Source organism: Pseudonocardia halophobica, assembly GCF_050948485.1.
Taxonomy (GTDB): Bacteria; Actinomycetota; Actinomycetes; order Mycobacteriales; family Pseudonocardiaceae; genus Pseudonocardia; species Pseudonocardia halophobica.
In genome coordinates, this window is sequence record NZ_CP192046.1 from 1,884,598 (window position 1) to 1,898,971 (window position 14,374).

General features: G+C 74.0%; 15 protein-coding genes and 2 tRNA genes. 5 read left to right on the plus strand and 12 right to left on the minus strand.

Annotated elements, in window-relative coordinates:
* Positions 1-13 precede the first annotated feature (13 nt).
* Together ACQP04_RS09085 and ACQP04_RS09090 are read right to left on the minus strand one after the other, a co-directional pair.
* On the minus strand, positions 14-1,225 hold the full coding sequence (locus tag ACQP04_RS09085; protein ID WP_433506613.1) for an FAD-dependent oxidoreductase: 1,212 nt from the start codon (positions 1,223-1,225) through the stop codon (positions 14-16).
* On the minus strand, positions 1,222-1,665 hold the full coding sequence (locus ACQP04_RS09090) for a nitroreductase family deazaflavin-dependent oxidoreductase (RefSeq protein ID WP_433506614.1): 444 nt from the start codon (positions 1,663-1,665) through the stop codon (positions 1,222-1,224). Before ACQP04_RS09090 ends, ACQP04_RS09085 begins: the two co-directional genes overlap by 4 nt.
* A gap of 97 nt (positions 1,666-1,762) precedes the next feature.
* On the opposite strand from ACQP04_RS09090, the gene ACQP04_RS09095 reads away from it, so the two are divergent.
* Entirely contained in the window at positions 1,763-2,983 is a 1,221-nt protein-coding gene (locus tag ACQP04_RS09095) for a low temperature requirement protein A (RefSeq protein ID WP_433506615.1), read from the plus strand.
* Between the two features lie 3 nt (positions 2,984-2,986).
* Here the strand turns inward: ACQP04_RS09095 and ACQP04_RS09100 are convergent, their stop codons facing one another.
* From ACQP04_RS09100 to orn, 5 genes are all read right to left on the minus strand, one after another.
* Positions 2,987-3,169 (minus strand): hypothetical protein, encoded by a 183-nt coding sequence (locus ACQP04_RS09100; protein WP_433506616.1) that lies wholly within the window; start codon positions 3,167-3,169, stop codon positions 2,987-2,989.
* 140 nt (positions 3,170-3,309) lie between these two features.
* Positions 3,310-4,131: a DUF5602 domain-containing protein gene (locus tag ACQP04_RS09105; protein ID WP_433506617.1), complete on the minus strand. Its 822-nt coding sequence runs from the start codon at positions 4,129-4,131 to the stop codon at positions 3,310-3,312.
* A gap of 117 nt (positions 4,132-4,248) precedes the next feature.
* Positions 4,249-4,321 (minus strand) — tRNA-Lys (locus tag ACQP04_RS09110).
* Positions 4,322-4,423: 102 nt separating this feature from the next.
* A tRNA-His gene (locus tag ACQP04_RS09115) sits at positions 4,424-4,496 on the minus strand.
* Between the two features lie 63 nt (positions 4,497-4,559).
* Entirely contained in the window at positions 4,560-5,162 is a 603-nt protein-coding gene (gene orn / locus ACQP04_RS09120) for an oligoribonuclease (protein ID WP_037045533.1), read from the minus strand.
* A gap of 60 nt (positions 5,163-5,222) precedes the next feature.
* On the opposite strand from orn, the gene ACQP04_RS09125 reads away from it, so the two are divergent.
* Genes ACQP04_RS09125 through ACQP04_RS09135 form a run of 3 tightly spaced genes read left to right on the plus strand, consistent with a single transcriptional unit; the run spans position 5,223 to position 7,533 of the window.
* Positions 5,223-6,767: a helicase HerA-like domain-containing protein gene (locus ACQP04_RS09125; RefSeq protein WP_433506618.1), complete on the plus strand. Its 1,545-nt coding sequence runs from the start codon at positions 5,223-5,225 to the stop codon at positions 6,765-6,767.
* A 56-nt stretch (positions 6,768-6,823) separates the two neighbouring features.
* On the plus strand, positions 6,824-7,303 hold the full coding sequence (locus tag ACQP04_RS09130; RefSeq protein ID WP_433506619.1) for a DUF2975 domain-containing protein: 480 nt from the start codon (positions 6,824-6,826) through the stop codon (positions 7,301-7,303).
* Entirely contained in the window at positions 7,303-7,533 is a 231-nt protein-coding gene (locus tag ACQP04_RS09135; protein ID WP_433506620.1) for a helix-turn-helix domain-containing protein, read from the plus strand. Before ACQP04_RS09130 ends, ACQP04_RS09135 begins: the two co-directional genes overlap by 1 nt.
* Here ACQP04_RS09135 and ACQP04_RS09140 read toward each other — a convergent pair.
* The gene (locus tag ACQP04_RS09140) at positions 7,530-9,053 is read right to left on the minus strand and encodes a PH domain-containing protein (protein ID WP_433506621.1); all 1,524 of its coding nucleotides are present in this window, start codon (positions 9,051-9,053) and stop codon (positions 7,530-7,532) included. The genes ACQP04_RS09135 and ACQP04_RS09140 overlap by 4 nt on opposite strands.
* Entirely contained in the window at positions 9,050-9,559 is a 510-nt protein-coding gene (locus ACQP04_RS09145) for a PH domain-containing protein (RefSeq protein WP_433506622.1), read from the minus strand. The genes ACQP04_RS09140 and ACQP04_RS09145 overlap by 4 nt, the downstream gene beginning before the upstream one ends.
* A 98-nt stretch (positions 9,560-9,657) precedes the next feature.
* Here ACQP04_RS09145 and ACQP04_RS09150 point away from each other — a divergent pair, with 98 nt between their 5' ends.
* Positions 9,658-10,482: an HAD family hydrolase gene (locus tag ACQP04_RS09150; protein ID WP_433506623.1), complete on the plus strand. Its 825-nt coding sequence runs from the start codon at positions 9,658-9,660 to the stop codon at positions 10,480-10,482.
* Between the two features lie 253 nt (positions 10,483-10,735).
* Here the strand turns inward: ACQP04_RS09150 and ACQP04_RS09155 are convergent, their stop codons facing one another.
* The 3 genes from ACQP04_RS09155 to ACQP04_RS09165 all read right to left on the minus strand — a co-directional run bounded on the left by ACQP04_RS09155 (position 10,736) and on the right by ACQP04_RS09165 (position 14,359).
* Positions 10,736-11,677 carry an acyl-CoA dehydrogenase family protein gene (locus tag ACQP04_RS09155; protein ID WP_433506624.1) on the minus strand — a complete coding sequence of 314 codons (942 nt, stop codon included), beginning with the start codon at positions 11,675-11,677 and terminating at the stop codon, positions 10,736-10,738.
* A gap of 118 nt (positions 11,678-11,795) precedes the next feature.
* Complete coding sequence (locus tag ACQP04_RS09160) at positions 11,796-12,674, minus strand: sucrase ferredoxin (protein ID WP_433506625.1); 879 nt, start codon at positions 12,672-12,674, stop codon at positions 11,796-11,798.
* Positions 12,675-12,730: 56 nt separating this feature from the next.
* Positions 12,731-14,359, minus strand: a complete 1,629-nt coding sequence (locus ACQP04_RS09165) for an AMP-binding protein (protein WP_433506626.1) — start codon at positions 14,357-14,359, stop codon at positions 12,731-12,733.
* Positions 14,360-14,374 lie beyond the last annotated feature (15 nt).

The window sequence follows — 14,374 nt, forward strand, 5'->3', positions numbered from 1 at the left end:
GATCGGAGCCGGGTCACGGTGTCGGTCGGACCGCCAGGACGCCCGGCTCCAGGGCAGGCGGGTTCGGCCCGTAGGCGTTGCCGCGCGCGGCCCGGGCGCGCACGCCGGGCAGCGCGAAGACCCAGCGCAGCGCCGGGGGCGGGGCGATCGCGCGGTCCCGCTGCCGTGCCTTCACCACCCGCTGCTCGGTGCGGACCTGCTGCGCCTGCACCGTGCGGATCGCGGCCTCCCGGTCGGCCTGCACCGCGATCAGGTCGGTCTCGTGGACCCCGCCCGCGCGCAGGGCAGGCACCAGCCGGTTCGCCGCGGCGACGGCGTCCTGCAGGGCCATGAGGATCCCGTTGCCGCCGACCGGGGAGATGACGTGCGCGGCGTCGCCGATCAGCAGCAGGCCGGGCCGCCACCAGCGGTCCACGCGCGCAATGTCGACCGACAGCAGCGTCGTCTGCCGCAGGTCGGTGAGCAGGTCCGCGCGGTCGGCCAGCCAGGGCACGTGCGTGCGGAGGAAGGAGCGGATCGGCTCGACGCCCGCCTCCCGCGCCGCCGCGAACCCGCCCTTCGGCAGCGACCAGCCGACCTGCCAGTCCTCCGGCCCGCCGAGCAGCCCGACGTAGTGGTCCGCCCCGAAGTAGAGGTCGACGTCGGCCTCGGGCGGGTCGTCCGGGCGCCGGGGCAGGGAGAACCAGAGGATGTCCGTCTGCGCGCCCAGCGAGCGGGCCGGCAGCCCGGCCAGCGCCCGCACCTTCGAGAACCGGCCGTCGGCGCCGACGACCAGGCTCGCCGGGAGCTCCTCGTCGCCGACGCGCACACCCGTCACCACGCCGTGCTCCTCGACCAGCCCGGACACCCGGGCCGAGGTCCGCAGCTCGAACGCCGGCAGCTCGGCGGCCTTCGCGGCGAGGAAGTCGAGGAAGCGGGCCTGCGGCATGAGCGCGACGTACGGGAAGCGGCTGTCGAGCGCGCCGTAGTCGGCCGGGGTGAGCGTGCCGGCGGGGGTGTGGAAGCGGAAGTACCGGGCGGGGAAGTGGGGCAACCGGAGCAGCTCGTCGGCCAGCCCCAGCTCGTCGAGCAGCTCGAGGGTCCACGGGTGCAGCGAGTCGCCGCGGAAGCGGCGGTCGAAGTCGCGGTGGGCCTCCAGCAGCGTCACCGGCACGCCGGCCCGGGCGAGCAGGTAGGCCAGCAGCATCCCGCCGGGCCCGCCGCCGACCACGCGGACGGGGGTCACCGGGGATCCAGCCGGAACACGGCGATCGTGTCGAGGTGGGCGGTGATCTCCTCGAGCGAGGCGTCGGCCGGGACGGGGAAGGCCTGCAGCGCCCATGGCACCGTCATGGCCCGCAGGTACGCCGACACCACGGGTGCGGCCTCCGCGGCGGGCGCGCGCCGGGCGGTGACGGCCTCGGTGCCGTCGGCCGAGGCGATCCCGGCGGCCGGGTCGGCGTCGAGGTTGCGGACCCAGGCCCGGGCCGGGTCGGGGGAGACCAGGTAGGACCGCCCGTCCAGGCACACGACGCCGAGCGGGGTCTCCCGGACGCGGCCGGAGCGGCGGCCGGTGCTGCGCAGCACGCGCAGCGCATAGCCGCCTTCCACCGCCGGCTGGGCCGGCTGCTCGAGGATGCGGGTCGTCATGGCGGCGTTGAGGGCCGCGATGTCGGGCGCGCTCACGCTGTCCGACACTACTCTCTCTACCGTCAATCGTCTCGGTAATCGAGAGAACTGAGGTGGCTGTCGGGTGTGTCCGCGGCCTGGCACGATGCCCGCCATGGTCACCCCCCGGCGGACGAGGGTCGAGGCGGTCGGCGAGGGCGCGGCCGTCACCACCCTGGAGCTCTTCTTCGACCTCGTGTTCGTCTTCGCGCTCACCCGCGTCACGGACTGGATGGCCGACGACCCGACGGCCGAGGTCGTGCTCCGCGGCATGCTGATCCTCGTCGTCATGTGGTGGTCGTGGGTCGGTTACTCGTGGCTGGGCAACGTCGCCAAGGCCGACGAGGGCCTGATCCGGGTCGGCATGCTCGTCGCGATGGCCGGGGTCTTCATCGCCTCGATCACCATCCCCGAGGCGTTCGACGACCTGCCCGGGGGCCTGTCCGGCCCCGTGGTCTTCGCGGTGGCGTACTTCGTCGTGCGGATCGTGCACCTCGGCATGTTCTGGATCTGCAGCCGCGACGACCCGCAGCTGCGCGGCCAGATCGTGCGCTGGATCCCGTCCGTGGTGCTGGGCACGGTGCTGCTGCTCCTCGCGTCCCAGACCGAGGGCTGGGTGCAGACCGCGCTGTGGGCGGGCGCCCTGCTCGGCGACTACGTGGGCACGGCCCTGGCCGGCGCCTCCTGGCGGCTGAACTCGGCGAGCCACTTCGCCGAGCGCCACGGGCTGATCATCATCGTGGCGCTCGGCGAGTCGATCGTGTCCATCGGCATCGGCGTGGCCGCGCTGCCGGTCTCGTGGCCGATCATCGCCGGCAGCGTGCTCGGGCTCGCGATCGCGGGTGCGATGTGGTGGGCCTACTTCGACGTGACCTCCATCCTCACCGAGCACGCCCTCGCCGAGGCGACCGGCGAGCGGCAGATCAGGATGGCCCGTAACGGCTACACGTTCCTGCACCTGCCCATGATCATCGGGATCATCCTGATGTCGCTCGGGCTCAAGAAGGCCCTGCTCTACATCGGCGGCGGCGAGGGGCACGCGCTGAGCGACCCGCTCTACGGCATCCCGCTCGCCGCGCTCTACGGCGGCGCCGCGATCTACCTCTTCGCGCACGTGTGGTTCAAGCGCTACCTGATCGGCACCCTCAACGTCGAGCGGATCGTCGTCGGCGTGGTGCTGCTGGCGATCACGCCGCTGGTCGCGCTGGTCCCGGCCGTCGTCGCGCTGCTCGTCCTGGCCGTGATCCTCTGCGGCCTCGTCGCGTACGAGACGCACCGCTTCCGCGAGCTCCGCCACCAGGTGCGGCACGGGCAGGCGGGGCACGCGGCGCACTGACGGTCACCGTCCGCTCCGGTCGTCCTCCCCGAGCGTGGCGAGGCGCTCCTCGATGCGGGCCAACCGTCCGTCCAGGGTGTCCAGGCGCCGCTCGAGACGGCGTTCCAGGCTCTCGGCCTCCGCCTCCAGCGCCCTGCTCCTCGGCGTTCGCAACGGCCGGCCACCCGTCCCCCCGGTGACCAGCATCCGAGCCCTGCTCCTCGCGCCCACCCCGTCGCTCCTGGTCCTCCGGCGAGACCCGGGCGGTGCCCGCTCCTCGCCCGGGACGAACGCACCCCGCGCGACGACGGCGGCTTCCCGGGGGAGTCGCCGCCGTCAACCTGCGGTCACGAGGCCCGGCGCATCGTCATCCCGGTCAGGGCGACGACGTAGTCGCCGCTCTGGTCGTCGACCCGGACGACGTAGTCGGTCGGGTAGTAGCCGTTCTTCTGGTAGGCCTCGGGCAGCTTGAGCGGCTGCTCCAGGGTCGGCTTCGTCAGCAGCCAGTCGCGCGTGACCATCGGCTCGACGAACGTGTACCGGCCGTCCCAGGTCCCGTTGATGATGATCTGGGTGAAGTCGTAGGAGCCGGGCACCAGGCTGCTGTCGGTGGAGTCGACCAGGTGCACGCCCATGCCGGGCACGGCCTGCTGGGCGGCGGTCCCGCCCGGCGGCACGGCGTACCCCTGCGGCACGTACCGCGCATCCGGCAGGCGGTCCGCCGCAGCGGCGTAGTTCGGGTCCGTCGGCTGGATGCCCTCGATGGTCGCCATGTCGACCATGTCGAAGTGGAAGTCGAAGTGCGGCTTGCCGAACAGGGGGACCGGGTCGTGCCCCTGCGGGTTCCAGTTCAGCATGACGTGGTCGAACGCGGTGGCGGACGCCTGGTCCGGCAGGTCGAGCATCAGCGTGCCCGCCGGCGTGGTGGTCGTCGGCAGCCCGTCGAGGGCGCCGGGGCTGAGCCGCAGCCCGATCTCGGTGGGGTTCCCGCTCCCGTCGAGCACCGCGTAGGTCTTGGCGGTCTCGTTCCCGAGCGGCTGGGAGGGGCCGAAGAAGGTGCCGTCGCTCCCCGCCTGGGCGGTTCCGCCTCCGCATCCGGAGAGGACCGCCGCGGCCGTGCAGGCCGCAGCCGCGAGCCCCATCCCTCGCAGCAACCGTCGACCGTCCATGATCGCCTCCTCGACTCGGTCTGACGTGACCTACGCCACAGAGGCTCGCGGAGGGGCGCCGGATACGTGACGGGGAAACGACGAAGGCGGCTCCCGGTGGGAGCCGCCTTCAGGGTGTGCGCCGCGAGGGAATCGAACCCCCAACCCGCTGATTAAGAGTCAGCTGCTCTGCCGATTGAGCTAGCGGCGCATGTGTTCAGTTGTCCTGCTTGGTGCTGCGGTGTCCCTTGCGCGACAGGCGAAACGCTATCAGAGGCGTTCCCCGGGCCGTGCGAGGGGGTCCGCGACCCCGGGTGAGTGACGGGACTTGAACCCGCGACTTCCTGGACCACAACCAGGTGCTCTACCAGCTGAGCTACACCCACCATCGAACATCCGGGCCGCCCCGGCGTTCTGACGTGAACTCTACAAGGTCGTGTCGAGCGCCGTCACCGCGGGGGTGCCAGGGCGGCCGCGGCGGCCCTCGCCTCGTCGGAGGTCGGGCCCGGGGGCTGCACGAACAGGGTCCGGCGGTAGTACTCGAGCTCGCGGATCGACTCCTTGATGTCCGCGAGCGCGCGGTGGGCGAGGCCCTTCTCCGGCTTGGCGTAGAAGACCCGCGGGAACCAGCGGCGGGCCAGCTCCTTGACCGAGCTGACGTCGATCATCCGGTAGTGCAGGTGGGCGTCGAGCTCCGGCATGTCCCGGGCGAGGTAGCCGCGGTCGGTGGCGATGGAGTTGCCGGCCAGTGGCGCCGTGCCGGGATCGGGCACGTGCTCGCGGATGTAGGCGAGCACGGCCTCCTCGGCCTCCCGCACCGTGATCGTCGACGCCCGGACCTCCTCGGTCAGCCCGGACCGCGCGTGCATCTCGCGGACGACCTCGGGCATCCCGGCCAGCGCGTCGTCGTCGGCGTGGATCACGAGGTCCACGCCCTCGCCGAGCACGTTCAGGTCCCCGTCCGTGACCAGCACGGCGATCTCGATGAGCGCGTCGCGGCGCAGGTCGAGACCGGTCATCTCACAGTCGATCCACACCAACCGGTCGTTCATGGCCCGCAGCGTATGCGCTGGCCCGCCGGTTGTCGTACCGCTGGTCTAGGCTCCGCCGACGTGGGGGAGAACACGCAGAGCGCCGCCCAGGAGATCGCCGCCGGCTACGCCACCGAGGGTGCCGCCCTCGAGCTGGGCGCGGTCGTGGTCGACGGGCAGGTGGACCCGTCGGCGCGGGTCCGGATCCCGTTCGCCACGCTCAACCGGCACGGGCTGGTCGCGGGCGCCACGGGCACCGGCAAGACCAAGACCCTGCAGGGCCTGGCCGAGCAGCTCTCCGCCGCCGGGGTCCCCGTCCTGCTGGCGGACGTCAAGGGCGACCTCTCCGGGCTCGCGCGCCCGGGGGAGGACGGGCCGAAGATCCGGTCGCGGGCGAAGGACACCGGGGACGACTGGGTGGGCACCGGGTTCCCCGTCGAGTTCCTCTCCCTGGGTGGGGAGTCCTCCGCGGTCCCGATCCGGGCCACGATCACCCAGTTCGGGCCGATCCTGCTGTCGAAGGTCCTCGACCTCAACGACACCCAGGAGTCCACGCTCGGGCTGATCTTCCACTGGGCCGACCAGCGCAGCCTCCCGCTGCTCGACACCAAGGACCTCCGTGCTGTCATCCAGCACCTCACGAGCGACGAGGGCAAGGCCGACCTCAAGGGGATCGGCGGCGTCTCGGCCGCCACGGCCGGCGTCATCCTCCGGGCGCTGGTGAACCTCGAGGCCCAGGGCGGCGAGGACTTCTTCGGCGAGCCCGAGTTCGAGCCGGCCGACCTGCTCCGCCAGGTCGACGGCAAGGGCGTCGTCACGCTGGTCGAGCTCGCCGACCAGGCGGCGAACCCGAAGCTCTTCTCCACGTTCCTGATGTGGCTGCTCGCCGAGCTCTACGAGGACCTGCCCGAGGCGGGCGACCTCGACAAGCCCAAGCTGGTGTTCTTCTTCGACGAGGCACACCTGCTGTTCACCGACGCCTCGAAGGCATTCCTCGAGCGCATCGAGCAGACCGTGAAGCTGATCCGGTCGAAGGGCGTGGGCGTCTTCTTCTGCACGCAGCTGCCCACGGACGTGCCCAACGCCGTGCTGTCCCAGCTCGGTGCGCGCGTCCAGCACGCCCTGCGCGCCTTCACCCCGGAGGACCAGAAGGCGCTGGCGAAGACGGTCAAGACCTACCCCACGTCGAAGGTCTACGACCTGGAGGAGGCGCTCACCACGCTGGGCACCGGCGAGGCGGTCGTCACGGTGCTGTCCGAGCGGGGCGCGCCCACGCCGGTGGCCTGGTCGCGGATGCGGGCCCCGCGGTCGCTGATGGCCGCGATCGGCGGGCAGGCCGTGACCGAGGCGGCCAAGGCCTCGCCGCTCTACGGCAAGTACGGCGTGACGATCGACCGCGAGTCGGCCTACGAGAAGCTCACGGCGAAGATCGCCGAGGCGGCCCCGCCGCCCGCGCCGGAGGCCGCCCCCGCTCCCGAGCCGGAGCGGCGCCGCGAGGAGCGGGAGGAGCCGGGGATGGTCACGCAGATCCTCAACTCGCCCGCCGCCAAGTCCTTCATGCGGTCGATGGCCACGCAGCTGGGCCGGGAGATCACGCGCGGGCTGTTCGGCACGCGGCGCCGTTAGGACCGTTGAACCTAGGACCGATTGACTTTCGATAGATACCGCTCGATACTCGGCTCATGATTGCCGAGCATCGAGCGGTCGCGCCGCTCCGGGTGTTCCTCGTCGTGTTGTTCGCGGTGCTGGTCGTGTTCCAGACCATGTCGCTGCCCGGGCAGTTCGCGCACATGGCGAAGGAGTCCCCGGAGGACGCGTACCTCCGCTGGCCGTTGACCGCCCTTGCCGTGTTCTGGGTGCTGTGCGTCCAGGTCGTGGTCGTCGCGACCTGGATGCTGCTCTCCCGCGTGAAGAAGGACCGCATCTTCGACCCGGCCTCGCTGAGGTGGGTCGACGCCATCGTGTGGGCGATCGCCGCGGCGTGGGTGGTGCTGGTCGGGGTGTTCCTCTACGTCGGGTTCCGGGCGGACGACCCGGGGGTGCCGATGGTGCTGTTCCTCATGGTCGTCGGCGTCGCCGTGCTGGGGCTGCTGATGGTGGTGATGCGGGCGCTGCTGCGGCAGGCCACGGCCCTGCGCACCGACATGGAGGCGGTCATCTGATGCCGATCGTCGTGCGGATCGACGTCGAGCTGGCCCGGCGCAAGATGAGCGTCGGGGAGTTCGCCGAGAAGGTCGGGCTCACGCCGGCCAACGTCGCGGTCCTGAAGAACGGGCGGGCCAAGGCGGTCCGGTTCAGCACCCTGGACGCCATGTGCCGGGTGCTCGACTGCCAGCCCGGAGACCTGCTGGAGTGGGTTCCCGCGGAGGAGGCGGCGGAACGGTTGCTCTAGCCGAGCAACCGGCGGAGCAGCCCCGGGGTGGTCGCGTCGGCCAGCGCGACGGCGTCGGCGGCGTCCACGTCGAGGATGCGGTAGCCGCCCTCGCCCGCTGCCGTCACGGCCTGCAGCGTCACCAGGCCGGCGCGGCGCTGGAAGGGGCTCTGCCGGACCGTCCAGCCGATCACGCCGGACCGTTGCAACGCGACCGTCCGGCGGGACAGGCCCCCGAGCCGGCTGACCAGGTACTGCGGGGTGAGCGCGTGGCCGAGCGCCCGGTACCGGTCGGCGGCCAGCAGCGCCGCGAGCGGCACGAGCACCGCCGTGCCCGGCCAGATCCAGCCCAGCCCGGGCCACACCCGCCCGACGACGACCGCCGCCGCGACGAGCACCAGCACCGGCACGAGGGCGCGGGTGTACCGGCGTCGCCGCGCGGCCGCCGGGTGCGGGACGAGCGGGGTGAGCGTCGGGTCGATCTCCGTCCCGGTCCGGCGCAGGGCCGCCCCGGCGACCCGGTGCGCCTCGGCCCGCGGCGCGGGCGGTTGCAGCACCCCGCCCTGCGCCTCACGCCCGAGCCCGGTGGACAGGGCGCGCGTCTGGGCCCCGCCGCCGGCGCGCAGCAGCAACGGCTCGTGCACGCCCACGCCGCGCAGCCGCTCCTCCGCGACCGACAGCGACCGGGTGGTGAGCAGCCCGCGCCGCACGCGCAGGGTGCCGTCGGCCTCGCGGGTCAGCCGGTAGCCCCACCAGCGCTCGGTGAACAGCACCACCGACCCGACCACGGCGATCACCAGCAACGCCAGACCCACCAGCCCGACGGCCAGCCAGAGCGGGGCCGCCGCGAGCCGCTCGGCGGCGTCGTCGACGCCGTCGACCTCCGTGGGGCTGACGCCCAGCTCGTTGAGCACGTTGAACGCGGCCGCCGCGATCGCGCCGACGCCGGCCAGCGAGGAGAAGGTGAGCGGGGCGAACCGCAGCCAGGCCCAGTGGAGCCGGGCCAGCACGTCGGCGTCCGGCTCGACCGGCTGCGAAACGGGCCGGGGCTCCGCCGGCCGCCGGTCCAGCAGCTCCCGCCGCAGGGTCTCGGCCTCGGCCGTGCTGACGGCGTCGAGCGTGAGGCCGCCGTTCCGGTGCTCCCCGCCCGAGTCGGCCGCTCGCACCGCCACCACGCTGAGCCGGAAGGCGCGGTGCAGGGGCGAGGCGGTGAGGTCGACGGTGCGGATCCGGTCGCGGGGCACCGAACGCCGCTGTCGGCGGAGCCAACCGCTGTGCAGCTCGACCCGTTCGGCCGTGATCCGGTACCGGGTCGTGCGCCAGCGGACCACACCGGCGAGGACCACCAGCACGCCGATGCCGAGCGTGATCCACGGCCGGACGGGGTCGCCGTTGCTCCCGGTGATCAGCACGACGATCAGCACCGGGACGAGCTTGAACAGGGTCCGGACCGGCTCGACCACCACCATCCGCGCGTCGAGCCGCCGCCACGGGACCCCGGAGTCGACGGCCGGGTCGACCTGCTCGGCCGAGACCGTCATGTCGCGTCGCCGGGTGTGGCCTGGGTGGTCTCGGTGAGCTGGCGGGCGAGCTCCTGGGCGTGCGTCGTGGCCAGGCCGCGGATGGTGACGGGCCCGCGCGCCGACGCCGTCGTCACGGTCACGCTGGCCAGCCCGAGCAGCTGCTGCAGCGGCCCGTGCTCGGTGTCGACGGTCTGCACGCGCGAGATCGGCGCGATCCGCCACTCGCGGACCAGCCAGCCGGAGAGCGTGTAGACCGCCTCGTCCGTGACCTCCCAGCGGTGGATGCGGAAAAGGATCCCGGGGACGACGGCGGCGTAGACCAGCCCGGCGACCACCGTCGCCGCGAGGGTCCCCCACAGCCAGCCCGGCCCGCCGAGGACCAGCGCCACCACCAGCTGGGGGAGCGCGACGATCCCGGTGCCGCCGAGCCCGCGCAGCCGCCACCAGCTCCGCGCGCGCGGGTCCACCCGGTGGGCGGGCGGGCGGAGCGGGAGCGCGGTCGGCACGGTGGACCCGGTCTGCATGGGTTCATGCTGCCGAAACGTCCCGGTCCGTGTCGCGGGACCCTCCGGAAGCAGCCGCCGCGCCCTCGGCCGGGCGACCCGCACCGTAGGGTCGGGCTGTGCTCCCCCCGGGATGGCAGCCGCGACTGATCGCCCTCGACATCGACGGCACCACGGTCCACGCGAAGAATCCGCCCAGCCCCCGGGTCCTCGCCGCCGTCCGGGAGATCGGGCGGCACGCCGTCGTCACCCTGTGCACGGGGCGGACCGTGCTCGGTGTCGGGCACGTGCTCGACCAGCTCGAACTGGGCGCCCGCCCCCGTGCCGACCGGTACGCCGACTTCGAGCACACGACCGTCTGCTCAAACGGCGCCGTCGTGCTCGACACGGGCTCGCGGGAGGTGCGGTACGCGATCCGGTTCGAGCCGGGTCCCGTCGTCGCGGCGGTCCGCGAGGCCCTGCCCGGGGCGGTGTTCGGGTGCGAGGAGGTCGGCCGCGGGCAGCGGGTCGGCGCGCCCTTCCCCGGCGGCATCCTGGCCGGCCGGGTCCGGGTCGTCGACGAGGCCGAGCTCCTCGGGGAGCCGACGCCGAAGGTCGTCGCGTACTGGCCGCACGGCACGCCCGCGGACGTCGCCGAGCGGATGGAGGGCGTCGAGGTCCCCGGCGCCGAGGTGACCCTGGACCACGAGCTGCCGTGGGTGTCGATGGTGCCGGAAGGGGTGTCCAAGGCGTCGGCGCTGGCCGAGGTCGCGCAGGTGCTCGGGGTGGCGCAGGCGGACGTCCTCGCGGTGGGCGACGGCGACAACGACCGCGCCATGCTCCGCTGGGCCGGGCTCGGCGTGGCGATGGGCCAGGCCCCGCCCGAGGTGAAGGCCGACGCCGACGAGGTCACCGGCACGGTCGAGGAGGACGGCCTCGCCGCCGTGCTCGAGCGCTACCTCTGAGGGGTGGGCCGAGGGCGGGGCGGCGGTCGCTACCTCGGACGGTTCCGGGCGGCCCGGGTCTACTGCCGTGTTCGAGCGCTACCTCGCACGGTCCGGTAGTCGACCGAGGGCGGTGAGTTGGGCCGCGCGCACCGGCGCGGTCTGCGCCTGACGAGGTGGAAGCTCGCCTCCCGCGCCCACCGCTGCTCCGGGCTGTCGAGCAGCATCGCCGCGCCCGAACGGGCCGCGACCAGGGCGTTCGCGGCGCGGACGGTCAGCGCGCCCAGCTCGCCGCGCAGGGCCAGCCGTTCCGGGATCCGTTCCCGCAGCGGTACCTCGAGGAGGAGGGCGAGGGCCTCGGCGCGCAGTTCCTCGGCCCGGTCGGAGAGCGTCGCCGCGAGCTCCGCCGCCCCGGGCCGGTCGAGCGCGGCGAGCGCGCCAGGACGCGGCGCAGCAGCCCGGTGGTCGCGGCCGTGGGGTTCGCTGTGCGGGCGGCGTCGAGCTCGCGGTAGGCCGGGCCGTCGGCGAGACCGAGGACGGCGTCGGGGCCGACGGCGAGCCCGTCGATCTCCAGTGCGACGGTCCGGGTGCCGCCCATGACCGCCAGCGGCAGCGACTCGCCGGCTTCCAGTCCCGGCGACTCGCGGGCCGGGAGCAGCGTGAACAGGTACCGGTCGCCGGGCACGGTGGCGGCGATCATCACGTGGTCGATCAGACCCCAGCCGGTGCACCAGTCGGCGCGCCCCTGCAGCCGCCACCCCGCGCCGTCGGGCTCCGCGCGGACGGCGGGCGGACCGGGGCGGCGCAGGTGTGCGATCGCGAGCCCCGCCTGCTCGTGTGCCGTCGACAGGGCCGCGCGGTGCTCCGGGCCTGCCTCTCCGGGGGTGAAGTGCGCCGGGTCGAGGCCGGCCACCCCGCCGCGCGCGAGCATCTGCGGGGTGCGGTGCTGATTGACCACGAACCAGGTCGCCGCACACGCCCCGGCGAGGACCTCCGTGACCTCGACGTCCGCGACCGCGCGGGCGCCGAGCCCGCCCTCGTCCTCCGGGATCCGCACACTGAGCAGACCCGCCTCCGCGAGCGCCCGGATGTGATCTCGGCGCACCCCGCGTGCGGGATCGTCGGCCGCCGCAGCGTGCGGCTCAAGCAGCTCGACGGCCAGTCGGCGCGCCCGCTCGACGGGCTCCTCGGGTGGCACGGGGACGGGAGCGATCACGGGGAAGACGGTAGGCGGTGTCGGCGCAGGCGCTCGGCATTGCACGACCGCGCTCGCACACCCGATCGGCCTGGAGACGGCCGGATCCGACGTCGGAGCTGTGTGCCGCCGCCCCACCTCACCGCACCGGGGCGAGCTCCCGGATCTCGGTGGCGACGAGGGGGGCCATGCGTTCGAGGGTGCCGCCGCAGGAGGTCGGGCGTTCGGGGCCGGGGACCGGTTCGACCCGCACGGCCCAGGCGGCGCCGTCCGGGCCGGTGACCAGCACGTCGGGGCCGTCGATGCGGGCGACGAGGAGGGCGTCGATGTCCCGCAGCCCGGTCTGCGCGCGCACGGCGAGCTCGGCGACCTGCCCGGCCGGCTCCCAGGCGGCCCGGCCGCGGCAGTGCCCGTGCTCCACCTCGCCCTGCCCGGCGGCCTTGCGTGCCTCGATGGCGGCGGCGAGGTCGAGGCGGCCGTAGAGGTAGCCGGTGGGCAGCACGAGCGCGGTCGGGGCGAAGCGGTGCCCGCCGAGGTGCGAGCACTCCCAGATCCCGTCCGTCTCGGTCTCGGCGAGCCCGCGGGCGAGCGCGAGCCCGTCGACCGCGCAGCACAGGTCCCGGGTGCCGTGCGTGCAGACGAGCATCAACGGCCGGGTGACGGGTTCGCCTGCGCGGGCGTCGTCGAGGGGGATCGAGGCGAGCTCCGACGGTCCCTCGACCACCAGCCGTCCGACGCGGACCGCCCCGGGGCCGGTGTCGGCGAGCAGCACGGTGCGCGGTGAGTCCGACGGCGGACGGCGCCCGGGCCGCCTGATCAGCAGCAGTCGCCGGCCGGCTGCGCGGGCCCGCTCGGCAAGCCCGGCGACGGCGGGATCGGGGTGCTTGTCGACGGTCCGCGGCCACGCGCCGAGGTGCTCGACGCACACGAGCCGGTCGCCCACGGGGGCGGTGCCGGGGAGGGGCTCGGCGAGCGCACGCGCGAGTGCGGAGCAGCGCGCGTCGGTCTTCCCGGCCATTCCGGGACCCTACCTTAGGTCACCCTAAATCGCACGGGTGACCTCGGATGATGCGCTCAGTCCACACCCGGTAACTCTCTGGTGACCACCTTGCCGGTCTGGTTGCGCGGGAGCTCGTCGAGGAAGACCACGTCCCGGGGGACGGCGAACCGGGCGGCCTTCTCCTTGACCAGTGCGCGCACGCCGTCCTCGTCCAGGGTGGCGCCCTCGCGCAGCACGACGTAGGCGGCGAGCCGCTGACCGAACTTCTCGTCCGGCACCGCGACGACGGCGACCTCGCGCACCGCGTCGTCGGCCGCGATGAGGTCCTCGACCGGTCCGGGGTGGACGTTCTCCCCGCCCGAGACGATCATGTCGTCGCCCCGGCCGGTGAGGAAGAGCCGGCCCGCGTCGTCGAGGTGCCCGACGTCCCCGGTGCCGATCAGCCCGTCCTGCCGCTCGATGTCCTGGCCCTCGCGCGTGTAGCCCTCGAAGGGCAGGTCGTTGCCGACGAAGACGCGGCCGTCGGTGTTCGGCGGGACCCCGCGGCCGTCGTCGTCGAGGATCCGCAGGACCGTCCCGACGGGCGCGCGGCCCGCGGTGCCCGGCGCCTCCCGCAGGTCGCGCGGCGAGGCGATGCTCACCCACGAGACCTCGGTGGAGCCGTAGAGGTTGTAGAGGCAGTCGCCGTAGCGATCCATGAAGTCCTGGGCGAGCCCGGTCGGCAGCGCGGAGCCCGAGACCGCGACGATCCGGGGCCGGTGCCCGTCGCGCCACGCCTGCCCGGTCTCGTGGACCCGCTGCACCATGACGGGCACGGCGATGACGACCTCGATCTTCTCGGCCGCCACGGTGTTCAGGAGGTCCTCGGGGTCCAACTGCCGGCGCAGCACGACCGTGCCGCCGTGCAGCAGCGTGAGCAGCAGTCCCGCGTTGCCCCAGGTGTGGAAGAGCGGCGCGGCGAGCAGCGTCGGCTCGCCCGCCCGCAACGGGATGACCGAGAGGATCGACGCAGCCGGCGCGAGGTTCGAGATCGGCGGGCGCTGTGCGCCCTTGGGAGTGCCGGTGGTGCCGGAGGTCAGCACGATCACCCGGCCCTCCTCGGCGGGACGCCCGGGCGGCGGGCCGGGGGTCTCGGCGAGCCCGTCGAGCTCGCCCTCGCCGATCACGGTGAGGCCGTCGGGGAGCCGGCCGCGGAACTCGTCGTCGACCACGACGATCCGCAGCCTGAGCTCCTCGGCGATCTCCGCGAGCTGGCCGGCGGGCAGGCCGGTGTTGAGCAGCACGACGTCCGCGCCCAGCTTCGCGCACGCCACCATCGCCTCGATCGCGCCGTGGTGGTTGCGGCACAGCACGCCGACCCGGGTGCGTTCGGCCGCGCCGCGGTCCTTGAACGCCCGCGCGAGCCCGTCCGTGCGGGTGTGGACCTCGGCGTAGGTGAGCGTGCCGGAGTCGTCGACGATCGCGGGCCGGTCGGGGTGCCGGGCGGCGCCGACCGCGTAGCCGCCGGCGACGGTGAACCGGTACCGGACCAGCCCGGCGAGCGCCCCGGCCAGCCGGTCCGGCCGCATCGGCCGGACGACGCCGGAGCGGGCCAGCGCGACCAGCGCGCGCCCGGTGCCGAGGGTGGTGGTGGCCGCGTGCCGCAGGCCGGCGGCGGCCGGGCCGAGGGTGTCGGTGAGGGAGGGGGTCCGGCGGTCGCTCACGGCGCCATTCAACCG

Bases quoted from the DNA above. Each gene is read 5' to 3' on its own strand.
- ACQP04_RS09160 (WP_433506625.1), bottom strand. From the start codon at position 12,674: ATGGCCGGGAAGACCGACGCGCGCTGCTCCGCACTCGCGCGTGCGCTC.
- ACQP04_RS09130 (WP_433506619.1), top strand. From the start codon at position 6,824: ATGATTGCCGAGCATCGAGCGGTCGCGCCGCTCCGGGTGTTCCTCGTC.
- ACQP04_RS09140 (WP_433506621.1), bottom strand. From the start codon at position 9,053: ATGACGGTCTCGGCCGAGCAGGTCGACCCGGCCGTCGACTCCGGGGTC.
- ACQP04_RS09105 (WP_433506617.1), bottom strand. From the start codon at position 4,131: ATGGACGGTCGACGGTTGCTGCGAGGGATGGGGCTCGCGGCTGCGGCC.
- ACQP04_RS09145 (WP_433506622.1), bottom strand. From the start codon at position 9,559: ATGCAGACCGGGTCCACCGTGCCGACCGCGCTCCCGCTCCGCCCGCCC.
- ACQP04_RS09095 (WP_433506615.1), top strand. From the start codon at position 1,763: ATGGTCACCCCCCGGCGGACGAGGGTCGAGGCGGTCGGCGAGGGCGCG.
- orn (WP_037045533.1), bottom strand. From the start codon at position 5,162: ATGAACGACCGGTTGGTGTGGATCGACTGTGAGATGACCGGTCTCGAC.
- ACQP04_RS09135 (WP_433506620.1), top strand. From the start codon at position 7,303: ATGCCGATCGTCGTGCGGATCGACGTCGAGCTGGCCCGGCGCAAGATG.
- ACQP04_RS09100 (WP_433506616.1), bottom strand. From the start codon at position 3,169: ATGCTGGTCACCGGGGGGACGGGTGGCCGGCCGTTGCGAACGCCGAGG.